Raw genomic sequence first — 19141 nt, forward strand, 5'->3', positions numbered from 1 at the left:
CCGTTCTGCCGCGCGGTTTTTTGTGCCGACGACGCGGACGGTCAGCCATGCCGCTGCTCCAGTTCGACACGACGCTGTCGCTCGACGCCACGGAGACGGAGGCTTTCGCCGCGTTCGTCCGCGAGACGTACGCCGAGCGGATGCGCACGGGGACGAGTCACGTCGCCGTCACCGTCCGCGAGCACGACGAATCGGCGCTCTCCATCGGGCGCGGCGTCGAGGGCGACCTGCTCTTCGCGGACGCCGAGGTCCGGCGCGGCCGCGACGACGAGACGAAGCGCGACTTCGCGCTCGCGGTGATGGAGCACGCCCACGAGGCGTACGGGGTGCCGACGCCGAACTTGAAGGTGGTGTTCACGGAGCACGACGGGCCGTCGATGATGGGGTACGACCGCGTCGGCGGCGAGTGGACGCCCGAGGAGGGATAGACACCGCACGCGCCCCTCACTCGAGGAGCCACGGCGCCCACTCCGGGAGGCGCTTGCGAACGGCGGTGTACGTCGCGGAGACCGGGAGCGTGAGGACGACGAGCCACCGGACGGGGCCGTCGAAGGCGGCGATGCAGACCAGCGCGAGCGCGCCGCCGAGCGCGAGGTCCTCGGGCGCGCCGTCCCAGCGTACCCAGTGGCGCGGGTGGACCCAGCGCCCGCGCAGGCGGCAGTAGACGCCGCGATGGTCGTCGCGAACCCACGGGCGCGGCGCGAGGCCGCCGCCGAACGCGTCCGCGACGGAGTGGACGGCGGCCGACGCCACGAACGCCGCGACGGCGACCGTGGCGGCGACGGGCCGGAGGAGGGCGACGCCCGCGAGGCCGAACGCGAGGAGCGTGTAGTAGTCGGGGTAGTGGAGGGTGCGGCGGTGCTCGCCGACGAGGAGGTCGAGGTCGGGGAAGACGCCGCCGCAGAAGGCCGCGAGCGCCGCGACGCCCGCGAGTTCGGGCGAGAGCGGGAGGAGGAGCGCGCTCAGCGCCGCGCCCATCGCCGCGTGCGTCGTGACCATCATGCCGGCGTCCCTAGTCGAGGAGCGGCGTACCGTCGGCCTCCGGGCCGAGGCGGGGGCCGATGACAGCCGTGTCCGGGTCGACGCGGCGGCGCTCCGTGTAGTCCGTCGAGCGCTCGACCGGCGTGCGACCGATGGCCGTGATCATCTCCGCGTAGTCCCGGAAGGATCGGAACTCGCCGTACTCGCCGCCCGCGCGCTTCGTAATCTCCTCGGAGAGGATGGTGCCCATGAAGTCGTCCGCGCCGCAGTTCAGGAGCTTCATCCCGTGCTCGTCGCCGTACTTCACCCACGAGGACTGAATGTGCTCCACGTTGTCGAGGAAGAGCCGGGAGACGGCGACCATGAGTTCGTCCTCGGCCTTCGAGGCGCCCGAGTCCACGACGCCGTGCTCGTGGAGCGGCGTGTTCTGGTGGATGAACGACAGCGGGACGAACTCCGTGATGTTGTCCGTGCGGTCCTGTAAGTCCCGGATCACCTTCAGGTGCCGGACGCGGTGGGCCTCGTTCTCGACGTGCCCGTACATGATGGTCGCGGTCATCGGGAGGCCGACGTCGGCGGCGGCCTCCATCGACGCCACCCACTCGTCGGTGGTGATCTTCCCGGGGCAGATGACGTCGCGCACCTCGTCGACGAGGATCTCGGCCGCCGTCCCGGGCACCGTCTTCAGGCCGACGTCCGCGAGCTCGCGGTAGACGTACTCGTAGTCCCAGTCCGCGCCGCGCTGGGCGTGATGGACCTCCTCGGGCGTCATCGAGTGAACGTGTGCGCCCGTCTCCGCCATCGCCGCGATCTGCTCGCGGTAGGTCGCGGGCGGCGTCTCGTAGACCTCGGGGGGCTTGAAGTTGAGTTCGGGGTCGTCGGGGTCGAGGAGTTCGCGGTGCTCCTCGTCGAGCGTCATGCCGGGGTGGAGGCCGGACACCGACGTGACCTCGTAGACGCCGCGCTCGACGGCGTCGCCCACGATGTCGCGGGATTCCGCCGGTGTCTTCGTGAAGCCGCCGTGCTCGTCCTGATACTCTTCCTCGAACTGGTGGGCGGTGTCCTTGAAGTTGCAGAAGAGACAGCCGACGTTGCACGCGGTGGTGACGTTGTTGTTGACGTTCGCGACGAACGTCACCTCGTCGCCGACCACCTCGGCGCGCCGGCGGTCAGCGGCCTCGAGGACGAGTTCCTTGCGTCGCGGGTCGATGCCCACGGCGTCCGTCCCCGTGGTCATGAGTTCGATGCCGTCGTCGACGCTGAGCCGCTCGCCGTCGCGGGCCTTCGCGAGCGCGTTCTCGAAGGATTGGTCGGTTTCGGGCAGCACCTCGAAGCCGAACTCGTCGGCCTCGAGCGAACTCGCCCGGTCGTCGATCCAAGACATACTCGCAGTTGCGCGCGGACACCCAAAAGCAGGCGGGTAGCGTCGGGAGAGTTGGGCAGTCGAACGCGACTCGGGTCACTCGGCCCGGCGTCCTGCTCGCGGCTCGCTACCGCTCACCGCTCGCGTCCCGTTCGCGGCTATCGCCGCTCGCTTCCGCGTCGTTCTCTCTCGCGTCGCCGAGCCCGCTCAGTCCGAACGACGGCCTGCTCGCGGCTCACTCGCGCTCGGCGTTCGCGTCTTCGTGGGCCCTCGTTCGCTGGCGCTCACTCGGCCCCACGGCCTGCCTCCACGGCGGCGACGAGCTCCTCCGCGTTCTCGGTGATGACCTCGAAGTCGCCGCGCTCGATGGCGTCCTCGTCGATGAGCGAGCCCCCCGCGCCGACGGCGACGGCGCCCGCCTCGACGTACTCCTGTGCGTTCGACGGGCCGACGCCGCCCGTGGGGATGATGGGAATCTGGCCGAGCGGGCCCTTGATGGCGCCGACGTGCGAGGGGCCGACCGTCTTCGCGGGGAAGACCTTCACGACGTCCGCGCCCGCCTCGTAGGCGGTGACGGCCTCCGTGGGCGTCATGACGCCGGGCGCGCAGACGACGCCGTAGCGGCTGCACGTCTCGATGACCTCCTCGTGGAGCGACGGGGAGACGACGAACTGCGCGCCCGCGCGGAGCGCCGCGTTCGCGGTCTCCTCGTCGATGACGGTGCCGGCGCCGACGTGGACTTCGGTGCCCTCGAAGTGGTCGGCGAGCTCGCGGATGCCCTCGATGGCGCCCGGCGAGTCGGCGGTGACCTCGATGGTGGTGACGCCGCCCTCGCGGAGGGCGTCGCCGGTCTCGACGAGCGTCTCCGGGTCGAGGCCGCGCATGACCGCGACGACGCCGCAATCGGTGAGTTCCTGTAGAGTCGGGTGTGACGACATACCCGTTTCTCGCCGCCGGGACGGCATAAATGCAGGTGGGACGAAAGAACCACGTTCGTGTATAACTCTATGGAGAGGAGTCGAGTGATAGGCACGTCGATGGAAACCCCTTAGTCCCCGGCTGTCCGAGAGGCGGGTATGACGAGCGTGAAGGACCTCGTGGTCAAGGACGCCCCGACAGCCGACGCACCCGGCCGCGGTCGGTTCGCGTTCACCGACGACTACAGCGTCTTCGACTGGGGGAAGATGCCCGACGAGATTCCGCAGAAGGGCGCCGCGCTCTGCACGATGGGCGCGTACAACTTCGAGCTCCTCGACGTCAACCACGTCCCGACGCACTACGAGGGCGTCGTCGACCCCGAAACCGGCGAGGTCGTCGAACTCGGCGAGGCGAGCGCGCCGCCGACGGAGATGGTCATCGACCTCGTGCAGGTCCCCGACCTCCCCTTCGAGGGTGGCGCCTACGACTACGACGCCTACCACGGTGGGGCGGGCACGAACTACATCATCCCCCTCGAAATCGTCTTCCGGAACACCGTCCCCGTCGGGTCGAGTCTGCGCTCGCGCGGCGCGCCCGCCGACTACGGCCTCGACGTCGAGGAGTGGCCGGACGAACCCGTCACGCTCCCGGAGCCCGTCGTCGAGTTCTCCACGAAGTACGAGGAGCAGGACCGCTACCTCTCGCGCGCGGAGGCCGACCGCATCGCGGGCGACGCCGACGTGGACGCCCTCGAAGAGCTCGCGCTCGCCGTGAACCACGTCGTCACCGAGCAGGCCAGCGAGGGCGGCTTCGACCACCAGGACGGCAAGATCGAGTGCGCGTACGTCGACGGCACGGTTCAGGTCGCGGACGTCGTCGGCACCTTCGACGAGAACCGCTTCGCCTACGGCGACCAGCAGGTCTCGAAGGAGGTCGTCCGGCAGTACTACAAGTCCTACGACCCCGCGTGGGTCGACGCCGTGAGCGCCGCGAAGGCCGAGGCCGACGAGCGCGGCGTCGCCGACTGGCGCGACCTCTGCGAGGCCGCCCCCGACCCCCTCCCCGCCGACGTCATCGACGCCGTCTCCGACCTCTATCGCGCCGGGACGAACGCCTACACCGATAGTGACTGGTTCGACGCGCCGGACGTCGAGGCCGCCGTGGACGCCGTTCGCGACCTCTAGTTACTTTTCTCCGCCCTCCTTCTTGGTGCTCGGGCACTTAGCGAGGTGTATGATCGTCACGGAGGCCGCAGGCCGCTACCGCTTCGTCACGCAGCCCGCGCACGCGGCGCTCTCCGGGCGCTTCGCGCGCCACTGGGGGAGCGACGCCGTCGCCACGCCGGAGCCGCGCCACCCGCTCGTCGTCGCCGCCGAGCACCACGACCAAGGGTGGAGCGACTACGACACGCGCCCGCGCCTCGACGGCGACGGCGACCCGGTGGGGTTCGTCGAGGCGGACGGCGACGACTGGGTCGACTTCTACGCGCGCGGCGTGGACGTCGTCGCCGACATCGACCCCTACGCCGGCCTCCTCACGTCGATGCACGCCGCCGGCCTCCGACGCGGCGGCTACGGCGTCCGCACCGAGATCCTCGACCTGAGCGACCGCGCGCCTTACGCGGCGTTCGTCGCCGCACAGGAGGCCCGGCAGGACGACCTCCTCGCCGCCCTCGCGGACGGCGACGCGTACGACGTCGGCGAGCGCGAGCGCGACGTCCTCGACGACCTTCACGCCGAGGGCGCCGCGCCCGCGGGCGCGATCCGGAGCCCGCTCTGGCGGAACTACCTCCTCCTGCAGGCGCTCGACTCCCTCTCGCTCTACGTCTGCGACAGCGCGCGCTACGAAGAGACGACGATCGGGCCCGTGCCGACGGGCGACGGCGACACCACCAGTATCGACGTCTCGCCCGTCGGGCCGGCGACGCTTCGCCTCGACCCGTACCCCTTCGACGTGCCATCGCTCTCGGTGACGATACCACGCCGAATCGTCCCCGTGGACGCCGACGACCTCGTCGCGGCGTACTTCGAGGCGGACGTCCGACGGGCCGAACTGACGGTCATCGCCTGAAGAGCGCGCGAATCGGCGTGGCGTGCCGCTCCGCGTGAAAAGCGGTCGCCGGAAACTACTGGGTCGGCAGAAATCGGGGAGCGAGAAGGGCGTTAGTCGTCCGTGTTCGGCTCGACGGGGTCGGCGCCCTCGACATCGAGGGCGTCGTCGACGGGCGCGTTCGGGTTCGCGTCGCGCGCCTCGGGGGTGAGACCGAGCTGGTACTCCTCAGGGTCGCCACGGAACTCGACTTTCCCTCTATGAACGGCGATGTCGTCGTTGAGGTGGAGGCGCAGGCTCTCGAAGAGTACTTCGGCCTCGACGGGCTGGCCGCGCGCCTTCAGGTCGGCGCGGTCGGCCTCGGGCGGGACGTCGAAGGCGCGCTGGGCGATGATCGGCCCCTGGTCGAGGTCGGTGGTGACGTAGTGGCCGGTGACGCCCGCGATGCGGACGCCGGCGTCGAGCGCCTGCCGGTAGGGTTCCGCGCCGGGGAAGGCGGGGAGGAGGCTCGGGTGGACGTTGATGATGCGGCCCTCGTAGCGGAAGACGACGTCCGGTGAGAGGATGCGCATGTAGCGCGCGAGGCCGATGCAGTCCACCTCGTACTCCTCTAAGAGTTCGAGGAGGCGCTCCTCGTCGGGCTTGCCCGAGTCGGTACCGATGTCGTAGAAGGGGACGTCGTGGGCGTCGGCGAGGCCTTCGAGTTTCGAGTGGTTGCCGACGATGACGCGGATCTCGGCGTCGAGTTCGTCGCGGCGCTCGAGGATGTACTCGAGGGGGTGAGACTCCTTCGTGACGAGGAGCGCGAGGCCGCGTGCGACCTCCTCGATCGGGAAGCGGACGGTGACGTCGACGCCGAGGTCGGCGGCGATGTCGTCGAGGCTCTCGCGGAGGGTCTCGCGCGTGCAGACCATCTCGGAGATGTCCGCGTGGAGCGTCATCCGGAAGGTGCCCTCGCGGACGGCCTGGTCGATGTCCTCGATGTTGATCCCGCGCTCGAACAGCGCGGAGGTGACGTTCGCGACGATTCCCGTCTTGTCTCCTCCGACGACGGTAATCTCGGCGAATTCGCTCGTCATCGCGACCACCTCCGCTGGCTGTCGAACGCAGACATACAGCGTTTCGAACGTGGCGCGTAGTGAAAAGGCCCGCGTCTTCGGGCCGCTCCCGGGCGATGTCGCACGAACGTGTAACACCCCGTCGTTTCAGAAGGCTTTTTGACCACGGACACGCACCCTCACGCGATGAGCGCCTACACCGCGACGGTGACCGTCCGACTCAAGCGCGGCGTCCTCGACCCCGAGGCCGAGACGACGAAGCACGCCCTCGAGCGCCTCGGCTTCGAGCTCGACGAGCTGCGCTCGATGGATCGCTTCGAGCTCGACCTCGACGCCGCGGACGCGGACGCCGCCGCAGAGCGGGCCGAGGAGATGGCCGAGCGCCTGCTCGCGAACCCGACCATCCACGACTACGACGTGGAGGTCGCCGCGCGCGAATGATCGCCGTGATTCGATTCGGCGGGTCGAACTGCGACCGCGACGCCGTGCGCGCGCTCGAGACGGTCGGCGTCGACGCCGACATCGTCTGGCACGAGGACGGCCTCCCCGCCGACACGGAGGGTGTCGTCCTGCCGGGCGGGTTCTCCTACGGCGACTACCTCCGCGCGGGCGCGATGGCGGCGCGCTCGCCGATCCTGAACGACGTCCGGGAGGCCGCCGAGTCGGGCACGCCCGTCCTCGGCATCTGCAACGGCGCGCAGATCGGCTGCGAGGCCGGCCTGACGCCGGGCGCGTTCACGACGAACCGCTCGGCGCGCTTCCAGTGCGAGCACGTCAACCTCCGCGTCGAGCGCGCCGACACGCCGTGGACGGCCGCCTACGATGAGGGCGACGTCGTCGAGTTCCCCATCGCGCACGGCGAGGGGCGCTTCGAGATTCCCGACGCCGAACTGGCGGCCGTCGAGGACGAGAATCGGGTCCTCTTCCGCTACTGCGACGCCGACGGAAACGTCACTGACGATGCGAACCCGAACGGCTCGAAGCACAACGTCGCGGGCCTCCTCGGCGCGGACGAGACGGTCGCGGTCATGATGCCCCACCCGGAGCGCGCCGCGCTCCCGCTCCTCGGCGGGACGGACGGGCAGGGCGTGTTGGAAGCGTTCGCGTAACTGGCGAAGCAGTTACGCGGGCAAGGAGCAACTGCGTTGCGACCGCGTTCGCGTAATCCCTCCCGGCGATGACGCGAGCACGACGGGCTTCCGAACGGCCGTCACCCGTCCCGGAATAGAGACAAGTTACTTACCAGTTCGGTCGCGACACTAGTGCGATGCCCTCCAACGCACAGACGCGCCGCGGACTGCTCGCAGCGACGGGAGCGACGGCGCTCGCCTCCCTCACGGGGTGTATCGGTCGTGTCGTCGCGGGAGCCGACCGGGTTCACGAACGGGACGCCCCCGTCGGCGACGTCGCCGGGGCGTGGCCGACCTACCAACACGACTTCGCGAACACCGGCGGTACGGCCGACAGCGGGCCGTCCGGCGACCCGGCCGTTTCCAGCGTCGCGGCCGTCGCCATCGCGACCGGCACCTCGGTAACGCTCGCCGGTGGCCGCGGTATCGTGGGGTACAGCGACGGGAACGGCGAGGCGGGCGCGTATCGCGGCTTCGGACTCGACTCCGCGACGGGGTCGTGGTCGGTTCGCTATCCGTACGGGAAGTCGACGCCGACGGTCGCCGGAGACGCGGTCTTCGTCTCGACGGCGGAGTTCGTGGCGGCGTACGACGGACGGAACGGCGAGCTCTGTTGGCGAACCGACCGGGGTGGCTACGGAGCGGTGTCGAACGCGCCCGTTCTCGCTGCGGACACCCTCCTCACGGACGACGGCGGGATCGTCTACGGTCGCGACCCCGAAACCGGCGAGAAGCGTTGGCACTACGACGCAGGGGAGTCTGCCGCGTCCGTCGTCGCCCGCGACGGCGTCGCGTACACGACCGTGGGTGCGAGCGAGGGGACGACCGGTGTCGCCGCCCTCGACCCGATGTCGGGCGAGGAGCGCTGGCGACGGCACGACCTCCCGGAGAGTACCGTCCCGCTCGTGGTCGGCGAGAGCCACCTGTACTACGCGGCACATCGCGGCGACGTGTACGCGCTCGCACTCGACGACGGGGCGACGGAGTGGCGCGCGTCCGTCGCACTGCCGGAGAACGGGAGTGGATACGCCGCCGTGAGCGGCGACACGCTCCACGTCCAGTCACCCGACGGCGCGCTCGCGGCGTTCGACGTGACCGACGGAGCCGCGAAGTGGACGAGAGAACTCGACGTCGACCTCGGGCCGCGTCCGCCGGTCGTCGCCGCCGATACGCGGTTCGCGCTCGGGGACGAGACGCTGTACGCACTCGACGCCGCGAGCGGCGAGACGACGTGGTCGCTCGGGCTGGATACCCGACCCGCACTCACGAGTGCGCCCTCGGTTCGCGGGAGCGCGCTCTACTACGCCGGTCACGGCCGCGACCCCGGTGTCGTGCGCGTCAGCGACTGAGCGCGGCCGGCCACCAGTAACTGGGGGTCGAGACGACCGAAGGAGTTCCCGAACCGACCGGTTCCTCGCGGGTCGTCCCTTCCCCGCTCGGACGTCCGGTCGCCCCTCGCGTTCGCTCGGCCCGACTCCTCACGGCCCGCCGGTCGCCGTTCGGTCGATGGCGGTTCTTCGCTGCCGCTCAGAGCCGCCTATTCCGCCAGCGGGAGGTTGTAGGCCGTCTCGCGTTCGAGAACGGCGTCGTGCGTGAGCTCGCACCCGCAGGAGACCTCCTCGAAGACGCTCGGGTCCTGTCGGAGGTCGAAGTCCTTGATGGCCTCGTAGACGAGGTCGTCACACTCCCCGCAGTTGTGCGGGCCCCGGTCGGAGCCGTTACCCACAGGGTCGGAGACGACGATGACGTCCTCGTCGGCGGTCTCCTCGAGCACCTCGGCGACCGACCAGAGCCACGGCGGGCGATAGCCGCCCCGGAAGTGGAGTTGGTCGACCATCGTGTAGCGCTGGACGTTCGTCGGGTTCATCGAGACGGTGTGACAGCCCTCGACGGCCGCGCACCGCTCGATGGAGCGCTTCATGTCCGCGACGGCCTCGGACTCGGAGAGGAAGGGCGGCTTCATCAGGAGGTAGGCCTTGACGCCGGCGCCGACGGAGCGCGCCTCACGAGCCGCGTCCTCGAAGTCAGCGAAGTCGAAGTACTTGTTCACGCAGTCGTGGCGGACGCGGTCCGTGGCGGTCTCGAGGCCGACGGCGACGTCGGTCTCGAGGCCGACGTCCGTGAAGTCGGAGACGCGCTCGGCCTCCACGAAATCCGGGAGGCTCTCGACGACGATGCGCTCGCGGTCCGCGAACACGTCGGCGATGGCTTTTCGAGTTTCGGCGGGAACCTCGCGCTCGTCGAGGAAGCTCCCGGAGGTGTAGATCTTCACGAGCCCGGCTTCCTCCTCGGCCTCCTCGGCCTCGTGGTCGAGGCAGGCCTGAATCTGGTCCATGAGGGCGTCGTGGCCGACGCTCCCGCCCTCGACGGACTCGGCGACGTAGCCGCACATCGTGCAGCCGCCGGCGCGCGCCCAGCGACAGCCGCCCGTGTTCAGGATGATCGTCAGGCTCTGATAGACGCCGTCGGGCGTGTTGTCCTCGTCGAGCCAGACGCGCGTCGGCTCGTGCGGGTCGTAGTTCTTGGCCCCTTTCTCGGCGCGGAGTTCGCGCATCACCTGATTGTGCGCGTCCATCCCGCGCCCCTGCTCGTAGACTTCCGGGGACGGCTGACTCATTACTCGAACGAAGCCCGCGAGCGCGTAAAACCTCCGCGGTCCCCGGTGTGCGGCCACAACGCGTACCCGGCGCGCGCGACTGCGTCCGCGTATGCCGGCGTCGGTTTCGGCCACGGTCACCGTCGAGCACGCCTTCGATGCCCCGCCGAGGGACGTGTGGGTCGCCCTCTCCGACCCGGGAACGGTCGGCGACACCCTCCCGGGGTGTGTGTCGCTCTCGTCCGCCGGTCGGACGCGCTCGCGTCGCTCGCTCTCGCGGCTACTCGCCGCCGACCCCGCGACCCGCGAGGCGAGGTGCGTCGCCGAGGGCGAGCGCTACGACGCGACGCTGGCGGCGCGCGTCCGCGGCGTCGATGTGGCGCTCGACGGGACGGTCGCCGTCACGGAGCGCGACTATCCGCGGCTCGCGACGGAGGTCGAGGCACACGCGGACGAGGTTGACGTCGCGGCGGCGGTGTCGCTCACCGTCGCGGCGTCCGAGGGCGGGTGTCGCGTCACGCTGACCGCACGGGCGGACGTCTCGGGCGTGCTCGCGGCGCACGGCCGTCGCCCCGTGGAGGCGGCGGCCGCGCGGTGTGCGAACGCGTTCTTCGAGGCCGTCGGAGCACGTCTCGCGGCCGTCGACGGCCCGGAGAGCGAGCGCGCCGTCAAGGACCCGGACTGGCGCGCGTGAGGAGGCGGACGGCGAGCGCGCCGAGCGCGGCGCCGACGGCGTCGGCGGTCAAATCGAGGAGCGACGGGTGCCGGCCGGGGACGAACGCCTGCGCGAGTTCGATGCCGGCGCCGACGAGGACGGCGAGGAGGGCGCACGCGAGGAGCGCGCGGCCGTCGCGTCGCCGGAGCGCCCACGCGCTCGCGAGGACGAGCGCCGCGCCGCCGAGCATATGCGCGAGTTTGTCCCACGGGAGGCCGCCGGCGGTCGGCGCGCCCGCGCCGGGGAGGAGGGAGGCGACGACGACGGCCAGCGCGACGCCGAGGACCACGAGGCGCCGGCGCATCGCTCAGAGCACCATCGGGAGGACGAACCGGACCGTCCAGAGTGCGAGCATGCCGCTCGCGATGGTGGCGAGGACGTCCTCGGTGCGCCACGCGACGGCGGCGGCGACGGCGCCCGCGAGCACGCGGTCCTGTCCGAGCGTCCCGAGGAGCGTCGACTGAACCGTGACGACGTCGGGGACGACGAGGGCGGCGAGCACGGCCGCCGGGACGAACGCGAGCACGCGCTCCGTCCAGTCTGGGACGTCGCCGAGACGCCCGAGGAGGCCGATGAACGAGTAGCGGATGAGGAAGGTGGGAATCCCGATGGCGAGGATGAGCGCCCAGAGCGTGAGCGCGTCGAATGACGTCATCGGCGACTCGCCTCCACGACGAGGCCGACGAGTATGCCGGCGCCAGCGCCGACGAGCAGGCCGACGTTGAACGGCCAGCCGGCACCGAGGGTGGCGACGGCGGCGGCGACGGCGGCCGCTGCGGCGTGGGGGACGCCCTCGATCGCGGGCACGAGGAGCGCGAGGAAGACGAGCGGGACGGTGAAGCCGAGTCCCCACGAGGAGGGGACGCCGGTGCCGAGGAAGACGCCGAGCGCGGTGGTGAGCTGCCAGACGACCCAGAGCGTGATGGAGACGCCGAGGTAGTACCAGCGGTGGTCGACGTCGGAGTCGCGGTAGGCGGCGAGCGAGAGCGCGAACGCCTGGTCGGTGAGGAAGTAGGCGAGGAGGGCGCGCCAGCGCGTCGCGTACTTCTCGAAGTAGGGCGCGATGGACGCCGAGTACATCCCCATACGGAGGTTGACCGCGACGGCGGTGGCGACGATGGCGGCGAACGCGCTCCCCTGTTCGATGAGCGAGAGCGCGGCGAGCTGGGAGGCGCCCGCGAAGACGAAGACGGAGAGGCCGAGCGCCTGCGCGAGCGTCAGGCCGGCTTCGACGGACGCGACGCCGGCGACGAGGCCGAACGGAACGATGCCGAGGAGGAGCGGGGCGGCGTCGCGGACGCCGCGTCCGAGAGCGTGGCGGTCCATACGAACCGGTGGACGGCGCGGGGATAAACACCCACCGAAGGCGACGCGGACGCGCTCAGGGTTCGACGTGGTCGGCGAACGCGGCGTGCTCCTCGCGCGTCCCGACGGTGACGAGGAGGTCGCCGGGTTCGATGACGAAGTCGGGGCCGGGGTTCGGGATGGTCTCGTCGTCGCGCTGCACGGCGATGACCGAGACGCCGGTCTCCGCGCGGATATCGGTGTCCGCGAGCGCCTCCTCGGCGAGCGGGGAGTCGGGCGTGACCTCGACCCACTCGAGGATGGCGTCGCCGAGCGGGACGGTGAGTTCGTCGACGTCGACGGACTCGAAGTAGGCGCCCTCGAGGATGGAGCCGAGTTTGTTCGCCTGATCGCCGCTGAGGTCGAGGATCTTCTCGCCGTCGGCGTCCTCGCCGTCGCGGCGGAAGAGCTCGCAGCGACCGTCGTGGTGGACGACGGTGACGAGCCGCGTGCCCCCGGTGAGCTCCATCTCGAAGCGCCGGCCGACGCCGGGGATGTCGGTCTCGAAGATGCTCATGGCGCCCCTTCGCGGGGCCCGGAGAAAAGGATACTGCCGGGCGTTCAGCCGCCGGCGGGGAGGTAGCGCTCGAAGACGCCGGACGTCTGGATGAGGACGGTGCCGAGAATGCTCATCACGAGGACGTAGCCGACGGTGAACGCGTAGAGGGTCTGTGCGGTCTCGGCGGGGAGGGCGGCGCCGGCGCCGGCGAGCGCGGTCGCGGCGATGATGAGCGAGAACTCCCCGCGCGTCACCATCGCGAGGCCGACGCGGAGCGAGCGCCGGTCGCCGAGGCCGTAGACGCGCCCGCCGTAGAAGCCGCTGATGACCTTCGCGGGGAGGGTGACGACGACCGCGATGGCGAGGAGGTCGAGGACGCCGAGGAAGGAGAACGGGTCGGTGACGAGGCCGATCCAGAAAAAGAAGACGGCGGCGAAGGTGTCCCGGAGGGGCGCGAGCGACTCCTCGAGGTCGTGGACGAACGACGTGGAGCTGAACGCCATCCCGACGAAGAAGGCGGCGACGGCCTCGCTGACGCCGATCGCGAGCGCGGCGCCCGCGATGAGGACGGTCGTCCCGACGGCGCGGAGGACGAAGTACTCGGCGGAGGTCGTGGAGAGGAGGCGTTCGAGCGCGCGCGTTCCGACGTAGACGAAGAGCGCGAGCGCGAGGAGGAAGCCGAGCGCGACGCCGACGGACTGGGCGGCGGCGCCGATGGAGCCACCGCCGAGGACGGCGGCACCGACGACAGCGAGGTAGATTGCGATGACGAGGTCCTCGAAGACGAGCGTGCCGAGGAGCGGGCCGCTCTCCGGGTTCGCGATCCAGCCGACGTCAAGCATCGTCTTCGTGATGACGGCGCTGGAGGAGATGTAGACGATGCCGGCGAAGACGACGGCGGCGACGGCGCCACCGAAGAGCAGATAGCCGAGTGCGAAGCCGACGGTGAAGTTCACGCCGAGGTCGATGAGGCCGGAGGCGCCGATGCGGCGGCGGTCGGCGAGCAGGCGTTCGAGGTTGAACTCGAGGCCGAGGAAGAAGAGGAGGAAGACGATGCCGAGTTCGGCGCCGATCTCGACGAACGCGGTCTCGGTGACGTAGGGGAGGCCGTAGCGCCCGAGGACGAACTCGTTGATCGCCATCCCGACGAGGATGTAGAACGGGATCGGGGAGAGGTCGAGACGCGCCGCGAGGAAGCTCACGGCGGCGATTGCGGCGAACATCACGCCGGCTTCGAGGAGGAGTGCGCCCGCCATCGTTCGTCCCTACTCGCTCGGCGCGCGCACTTAAGCGATGCCGGTTCGATCGCTCGGCGTGCTCAGCGCCCGAGCACGACGGCGGTCCGTATCTCGAGCGCGCTCGCGAACTCGGCGTCGCGCTCCTCGTGCCGGCCGGCGAGTCGGAGCGTCGCCTCGTGGGCCGCGCGGACGGCGGCCGTCTCCGCCTCGTCGTAGCCGAGCGCGGTCCCGGTGCGCGACCAGAACGCCGCGTCGGCGAGCAGGACCCGCCCGTCGTCGGCGTCGAGGACGGCCTCGTACTGGCGTTCGAGCGCGAACTCCTTTCCGCTGAAGTAGTCCGCGACGCGGGCGAGGAGGGCGTCGAGGCGCTCGACGGCGAGGTCGTGCTCCGCGGCGGCGGCTTCGACGGCGTCCGGGGGGAGCGGGTGCGTCACTTCTCGACGCTGTGCCGGACGTCGACGGCGACGCCGCGGGTCGCGTCCGCCATCGCGGAGCCGTGGACGGCGGCGCGCCCGACCGCGAACGCCTCGGGGCCCTCGACGACGACCTCGTCGCCGGGGCGGATCGAGTCGTCGGCGGCCACGACGCCCGGCGCGAGGACGTTGCCGCGCGGGACGAACGCGTCGATCTCCACGCGCTTCGTCGGGACGGCGCTCTCGACCCACGCCCGCGCGCCGGCGAGCGAGAGGGAGAGCGTCCCGTACTGCGGGACGAGCGCCGCCAGCTGTTCGCCCTCACCGTCGAGCGCCTGCAGTTTGGGGTAGCGGCCCTGCAGGGTGAAGTCGTCCTCGGGGAAGAGCTCGTCCCCGGCGCCGTCGCCGAACTGGTAGTCCGCGACGGCGCGGAGGGTGGCGGCCTCGCGCTCCTGCACCCAGATCTGGTCCTCGCCCGCGAGGGCGGCGTTCAGCTCGCCGAGCGACTCGTCCGTCGTCGGGTGGTCGACGACCGTGTACTCGACGGGGATGTCGCGGTCGGCGGTCGCGCGCCGCACGATCTCCTCGTAGCCCTCGTCGGGAACGTGCGCGACGATTCGCGGGTAGTCCGTCCGGTCGAGGTAGCGCTCGAGCACCCGCGCGACGAAGTCGAGTTCGTTCTCCGTCCACCGGCCCGTCACCACCGAGTCGTAGTGCTGGGCGGGGTACGTCAGTTCGAGTTCGGTGGGGACGACGCCGATGGGCGAGGTCATCGAGACGACGTGCCCGCGATAGTTCGCGGCGTCCTGGAACTGCCGGTGGCTCTGCGAGTCCGAGTAGGGCTTGCGCGCCGAACACGGCACCAGCAGGAGCGGGTAGTCGTCGAGGCGCGGCGTATACCGGGCGGTGACGCGCTCGGCGAAGCGCTGTATCTCGACGCGCCGCAGGGTGTCCTCGCTCGCGGCGAGGAGGAGGCTGTCGCGCTCGACGGGCGTGCGCTCCTCGACGTAGCGCCACTGCTGGTCGAACTCGCGGAACGCGGCGGTCGTCCACGCCTCGTGGCGGGCTTGGCCCTCGATGTAGTCCCGGAGTCGCCCCTGCTTGATCCGACCGCGGACGCGCGCGAGTTCCGCCTCGAGGGCGTTCACGTTGTGCTCGGCGCAGGCCTCGCGCCCGAACTCCGCGAGCGGGCGCTGGCACGCCGGGCACGCACACGGGAGTTCCTCGAGGTCGTCGAGGTCGTGTGCGCCCTCCGTGGTGAGGTAGCGGCCCTGCGTCCCGCGCACGACGGCGCGGTCGGCGTCCACGAGGTCGACGCCCGCGTAGACGAGCGTCGCGACGTTCGACGGTGTCGCGACGCCCGAGAGGTAGAGCGCGGTGTCGTCGGGAATCGCCTCCCGGACGTCGATGACGGCGTCGCGGAAGGCGCTCCCGTGGCCGACGAACCCGGGCGCGCCCGAGACGACGTAGACGTCCGCGCCGTGGGTCTCCGCGGTCTCGGGCGAGACGACGACGCCGCTCGGGTAGTCGACGTCGGGGTGGTCGACGGCGAAGGACTCCTGGACCTCCTCGGCGGTGCCGCTCGGGAAGGCCCGGTGGGGGAGAACCGTGACGTGCTCCTCGCTCCCCTCGGGCAGCTCGCGCTCGGCGTTCCAGAGGCTCCCCGCGTCCTCGACGACGTCGTCGGCGAGCGCCGGCGTCTCCACGGGGTCGGCGAGACGCAACTCGCCGATGCGGGCGGCGGCGTCCCGCGCGTGGACCTCGAAGTAGTCGGTCATGGAGGGGTTTCGGGGACGCAGAAAGAACTGTCTTGCCTTACTCGTCGGTGCGCCGCGTGCCGCGCGGGCGCGACACCGACGCGGTCCGGGGCGCGTGCGTGACGGCGCGTGCGGGCCGTCGCGTCACGCGCCCGACTCGTCGGTCGTTGCGGTGGCGTCAGTCGCGGCGGAGCGCGAGGAGCGCGGCGCCGACGAGCGCGAGGACGGCGAGCGCGACGCCGAAGCCGGGCGAGCCACCGGAGGTGGTCTCACCCATCGACGTGCTCGTGGCCGTCGTGGTGGTCGCGTCGGTCGTCGTGCTCGCGCCCGCGACGCTCAGGCTCGCGGTGTCGAGGACGGCCGCGCCGTTCGCGGTGTAGGGGCCGTCATTTGCGCCCTCGCTCGACGCGAACTCGTACGCCATGTTCGCGTTCGTGTCGCGGTGGGCCATCGCGACGAGCGTCCCGTCGCCCTCGTAGGGCGCGTCGAGCGAGACGGTGACGTTCTCGTGGGTGCCCGGCGCGAGGTAGGCGGAGGTGCCGCGGATCGACTCGAAGACCGCTCCCTCCGTGACCGAGGCGTCGTGAATCGTCACGAACCCGCCGTCGGCGAGCGTCACGGAGTCGACCGTGACGTTCGCGCCGTCGCCGGACTGGGCGCCGATGGCGACGTGGGCGTTCACGTCGGTCTGTGCGGCGGCGACGACGGCGCTCCCGTTCGCGGTGTAGGGTCCGTCGTTCGCGCCCTCGCTCGACACGAACTCGTACGCCGTGTTGTCGTTCGATTCCGTGTGCGCCATCGCGGTGAGGAGGCGCGTCGAGCGGACGTGCTCGTCGAGGGTCACCGTGACGTTGCGGTGGACGCCCGCGTCGAGGTACTCGGTGGTGCCGAGGACGCTCCCGAACGCGTCGCCGGCGTAGAGCGACGGCCCGTGAACGGTCACGTAGCCGCCCTCGGAGAGGTCGACGACGGGGACGGTGACGGTGGCCCCGTCGGCGGCGGTCGGGCCGTAGGTGATGGCGGCGGAGACGGTCACCGCACCGGTGTCGACGACGGCGGAGCCGTCAGCCGTGTACGGACCGTCCGTCTCGCCGTCCGAGGCCGAGAAGTCGTACGCCATGTCGTCGTCCGTGTCGCGGTGCGCCATCGGGACGAGCGTCGTGTCGTTCTCCACGGGCGCGTCGAGCGTCACGGAGACGTTCCGGTGGAGGCCGGGCGCGAGATAGGCGGAGGTGCCGCGGATCGACTCGAAGACCGCCCCCTCCGTGACAGAGGCGTCGTGCACCGTCACGAACCCGCCGTTGGGGAGGTAGGCCGAATCCACGCTGACGTGGTGGCCGCCGGTCGCGCCGCCGCCGTAGGCGACCATCGCGGACTGCCCGACGGTGACGGACGCGGTGTCGACGACGGCGGAGCCGTCAGCCGTGTACGGACCGTCCGTCTCGCCGTCCGAGGCCGGGAAGTCGTACGCCATGTCGTCGTTCGTGTCGCGGTGCGCCATCGGGACGAGCGTCGCGTTCTGCGTGACGTTCGCGTCGAGGTCGATGCGGACGTCGCGGTGGACGCCGGCGTCGAGGTAGGCGGAGGTGCCGCGGATCGACTCGAAGACCGCCCCCTCCGTGACAGAGGCGTCGTGCACCGTCACGAACCCGCCCTGCGCGAGTTCGACGCGGTCGACGACGACGCTCGACCCGTCGGTCGGCTGGTCGCTCATCGAGACAGAGGCCGAGACGTCGACGCTCGCGGTGTCGACGACGGCGCTCCCGCCGGCGGTGTAGGGTCCGTCCGTCTCGCCGTTCGAGGCGACGAACGTGTACGCGCGGTCACCGTCCGAGTCCGCGTGAGGCATCGCGACGAGCGTCCGGGTCCCGAGTTCGCTCAGGGGCTCGTCGAGGCGGACCTCGACCGACTCGTGGGTGCCCGCCGCGAGGTACTGCGACGTACCGACGACGCTCCCGAGGACGTTCCCCTCGGTGACGGAGGCGTCGTGGATGGCGACGAAGCCGCCGTCCGGGAGCGTCACCGAGTCGACCGTGACGACCGTCCCGCCGCTACTCTGGTTCGAGAACGACACCGCGGGCGCGTGCATGTCCGCGGGTTCGTCCGGGGCTGTGCTCGCTGCGGCCGCGCCCGCCGGCACCGCGCCGACGAGCACCACCGCGACGACCAGTACGGATGCGAGTTGTCGTCGCATGGCCCGAACGAGGACGTATCACCTAAAGACTATTTTCCGGACTCTCACCCAAATTCGTTCCCACTCGATCCCGGTTTGGTCGTTTTCGTGTATTTCGGCCCGCCTCGTTCGAGTGTTCGCGTCGCCACTCGGTCGCGTCGCCGAGCCGAACCGAGAGAACGTATCAGGAATCAGTTAGTCGAGCGTCGTCCACGCGAGGACGGCGAGGCCGAGCGTCTCGAAGACGGCGAGCGCCATCAGGAAACGCCAGACGAGCACCGGCACCGCCGTCGAGAACCACCCGGAGAGCATCGGGTCGACGAGGTAGATGTAGAAGTAGACGGCGTTGTGCGCGAGGAGGAAGACGCAGAAGAGCGCGAGGCCGAGCGTGTGCTTCGAGCGGAACTGGAGGTAGTTGCGCACCCAGACCGCGAGCAGCACCGCTAACAGCACGACGTTCAGTCCCGTCGCGACCTTCGCGGCGTCGGCCCAGAGGCTCATCTGTCCCACCGTTCGACGTCGGCGCGTATAGGCACTTTCCCAAATTCCTCCATACTCACTCCACCTTCTCGAGGACGTCCTCGACGGTCCCCCAGTTGCTCCGCGCACGCTCCGAGGGGAGGTAGACGGCGCCGTAGTCGTCGCCGCTCTTCTGCACCACGTCGTTGTCCGTGAGAACGTCGAGATGGTGGCGGATCGTCTTGTAGTCGAGGTCTAAGTCCTCGGCGAGTTGGTTGGCGTTCCGCGGCCGCGCGTCGAGGGCGCGCAGGATGCGGGCGCGGTTCGGCCCGCCGCGCGTCCCGGTGAGCACGTACCACAGAACGGCCTCCATCGTCCCCACCGTCACCCCGGGCGTACGTAAGGCCATCGCCACCCGCTGTACCGACGCCGAAGAACGGCGGCTCGT

General features: G+C 70.8%; 22 protein-coding genes. 7 read left to right on the forward strand and 15 right to left on the reverse strand.

Annotation, left to right across the window (positions count from 1 at the left end):
• The first annotated feature begins 47 nt into the window (after positions 1-47).
• The gene (locus tag IEY12_RS04470; RefSeq protein WP_188879535.1) at positions 48-428 is read left to right on the forward strand and encodes a tautomerase family protein; all 381 of its coding nucleotides are present in this window, start codon (positions 48-50) and stop codon (positions 426-428) included.
• Positions 429-444: 16 nt separating this feature from the next.
• Here IEY12_RS04470 and IEY12_RS04475 read toward each other — a convergent pair whose 3' ends face one another.
• From IEY12_RS04475 to IEY12_RS04485, 3 genes are all read right to left on the reverse strand, one after another.
• Positions 445-999 (reverse strand): metal-dependent hydrolase, encoded by a 555-nt coding sequence (locus IEY12_RS04475; protein WP_229870934.1) that lies wholly within the window; start codon positions 997-999, stop codon positions 445-447.
• 13 nt (positions 1000-1012) lie between these two features.
• Complete coding sequence (cofH, locus tag IEY12_RS04480) at positions 1013-2365, reverse strand: 7,8-didemethyl-8-hydroxy-5-deazariboflavin synthase subunit CofH (RefSeq protein ID WP_188879541.1); 1353 nt, start codon at positions 2363-2365, stop codon at positions 1013-1015.
• 263 nt (positions 2366-2628) lie between these two features.
• Positions 2629-3282 carry a bifunctional 4-hydroxy-2-oxoglutarate aldolase/2-dehydro-3-deoxy-phosphogluconate aldolase gene (locus IEY12_RS04485; RefSeq protein ID WP_188879543.1) on the reverse strand — a complete coding sequence of 218 codons (654 nt, stop codon included), beginning with the start codon at positions 3280-3282 and terminating at the stop codon, positions 2629-2631.
• A gap of 138 nt (positions 3283-3420) precedes the next feature.
• On the opposite strand from IEY12_RS04485, the gene IEY12_RS04490 reads away from it, so the two are divergent.
• Together IEY12_RS04490 and IEY12_RS04495 are read left to right on the forward strand one after the other, a co-directional pair.
• The gene (locus IEY12_RS04490) at positions 3421-4446 is read left to right on the forward strand and encodes a phosphoribosylaminoimidazolesuccinocarboxamide synthase (RefSeq protein WP_188879550.1); all 1026 of its coding nucleotides are present in this window, start codon (positions 3421-3423) and stop codon (positions 4444-4446) included.
• A gap of 49 nt (positions 4447-4495) precedes the next feature.
• A complete protein-coding gene (locus IEY12_RS04495; protein ID WP_188879563.1) occupies positions 4496-5332 on the forward strand; it encodes a DUF3891 family protein in 837 nt (278 codons plus the stop codon).
• A gap of 92 nt (positions 5333-5424) precedes the next feature.
• Here IEY12_RS04495 and IEY12_RS04500 read toward each other — a convergent pair whose 3' ends face one another.
• Positions 5425-6390, reverse strand: coding sequence for a formyltetrahydrofolate deformylase (locus IEY12_RS04500; protein ID WP_188879565.1), 966 nt, complete (start codon positions 6388-6390; stop codon positions 5425-5427).
• Positions 6391-6555: 165 nt separating this feature from the next.
• On the opposite strand from IEY12_RS04500, the gene purS reads away from it, so the two are divergent.
• The 3 genes from purS (at position 6556) to IEY12_RS04515 (ending at position 8848) form a co-directional block, all read left to right on the forward strand.
• Positions 6556-6810: a phosphoribosylformylglycinamidine synthase subunit PurS gene (gene purS, locus IEY12_RS04505; protein WP_123075189.1), complete on the forward strand. Its 255-nt coding sequence runs from the start codon at positions 6556-6558 to the stop codon at positions 6808-6810.
• The gene (gene purQ, locus IEY12_RS04510; protein ID WP_188879567.1) at positions 6807-7478 is read left to right on the forward strand and encodes a phosphoribosylformylglycinamidine synthase I; all 672 of its coding nucleotides are present in this window, start codon (positions 6807-6809) and stop codon (positions 7476-7478) included. Before purS ends, purQ begins: the two co-directional genes overlap by 4 nt.
• A 158-nt stretch (positions 7479-7636) precedes the next feature.
• Positions 7637-8848, forward strand: coding sequence for an outer membrane protein assembly factor BamB family protein (locus tag IEY12_RS04515; RefSeq protein WP_188879573.1), 1212 nt, complete (start codon positions 7637-7639; stop codon positions 8846-8848).
• A gap of 188 nt (positions 8849-9036) precedes the next feature.
• Here IEY12_RS04515 and IEY12_RS04520 read toward each other — a convergent pair whose 3' ends face one another.
• Complete coding sequence (locus IEY12_RS04520; RefSeq protein ID WP_188879575.1) at positions 9037-10116, reverse strand: archaeosine biosynthesis radical SAM protein RaSEA; 1080 nt, start codon at positions 10114-10116, stop codon at positions 9037-9039.
• A 91-nt stretch (positions 10117-10207) separates the two neighbouring features.
• Between IEY12_RS04520 and IEY12_RS04525 the strand changes: the two genes are divergently transcribed.
• Positions 10208-10789, forward strand: coding sequence for an SRPBCC family protein (locus tag IEY12_RS04525; protein WP_188879577.1), 582 nt, complete (start codon positions 10208-10210; stop codon positions 10787-10789).
• Here the strand turns inward: IEY12_RS04525 and IEY12_RS04530 are convergent.
• The 10 genes from IEY12_RS04530 to IEY12_RS04575 all read right to left on the reverse strand — a co-directional run bounded on the left by IEY12_RS04530 (position 10764) and on the right by IEY12_RS04575 (position 19066).
• Positions 10764-11114: a VanZ family protein gene (locus IEY12_RS04530; RefSeq protein ID WP_188879579.1), complete on the reverse strand. Its 351-nt coding sequence runs from the start codon at positions 11112-11114 to the stop codon at positions 10764-10766. The genes IEY12_RS04525 and IEY12_RS04530 overlap by 26 nt on opposite strands.
• 3 nt (positions 11115-11117) lie before the next feature.
• Positions 11118-11465, reverse strand: a complete 348-nt coding sequence (locus IEY12_RS04535) for an AzlD domain-containing protein (protein ID WP_188879584.1) — start codon at positions 11463-11465, stop codon at positions 11118-11120.
• Positions 11462-12136, reverse strand: a complete 675-nt coding sequence (locus IEY12_RS04540) for an AzlC family ABC transporter permease (protein WP_188879586.1) — start codon at positions 12134-12136, stop codon at positions 11462-11464. The genes IEY12_RS04535 and IEY12_RS04540 overlap by 4 nt, the downstream gene beginning before the upstream one ends.
• Positions 12137-12191: 55 nt before the next feature.
• Complete coding sequence (locus tag IEY12_RS04545; protein ID WP_188879592.1) at positions 12192-12671, reverse strand: cation:proton antiporter regulatory subunit; 480 nt, start codon at positions 12669-12671, stop codon at positions 12192-12194.
• Positions 12672-12715: 44 nt separating this feature from the next.
• On the reverse strand, positions 12716-13909 hold the full coding sequence (locus tag IEY12_RS04550; protein WP_188879594.1) for a cation:proton antiporter: 1194 nt from the start codon (positions 13907-13909) through the stop codon (positions 12716-12718).
• 62 nt (positions 13910-13971) lie between these two features.
• The gene (locus tag IEY12_RS04555) at positions 13972-14325 is read right to left on the reverse strand and encodes a DUF8048 family protein (protein ID WP_188879597.1); all 354 of its coding nucleotides are present in this window, start codon (positions 14323-14325) and stop codon (positions 13972-13974) included.
• Positions 14322-16082 carry an archaeosine synthase subunit alpha gene (gene arcS, locus IEY12_RS04560; protein ID WP_188879599.1) on the reverse strand — a complete coding sequence of 587 codons (1761 nt, stop codon included), beginning with the start codon at positions 16080-16082 and terminating at the stop codon, positions 14322-14324. Before arcS ends, IEY12_RS04555 begins: the two co-directional genes overlap by 4 nt.
• A gap of 157 nt (positions 16083-16239) precedes the next feature.
• On the reverse strand, positions 16240-18255 hold the full coding sequence (locus IEY12_RS04565; RefSeq protein WP_188879607.1) for a DUF7282 domain-containing protein: 2016 nt from the start codon (positions 18253-18255) through the stop codon (positions 16240-16242).
• A 174-nt stretch (positions 18256-18429) separates the two neighbouring features.
• Entirely contained in the window at positions 18430-18735 is a 306-nt protein-coding gene (locus IEY12_RS04570; protein ID WP_188879610.1) for a DUF8036 family membrane protein, read from the reverse strand.
• A 55-nt stretch (positions 18736-18790) separates the two neighbouring features.
• Positions 18791-19066, reverse strand: a complete 276-nt coding sequence (locus tag IEY12_RS04575; RefSeq protein ID WP_188879612.1) for an ArsR/SmtB family transcription factor — start codon at positions 19064-19066, stop codon at positions 18791-18793.
• Positions 19067-19141: the final 75 nt, after the last annotated feature.

Origin of the sequence: Halarchaeum grantii, assembly GCF_014647455.2 — an archaeon.
Lineage (GTDB): Archaea > Halobacteriota > Halobacteria > Halobacteriales > Halobacteriaceae > Halarchaeum > Halarchaeum grantii.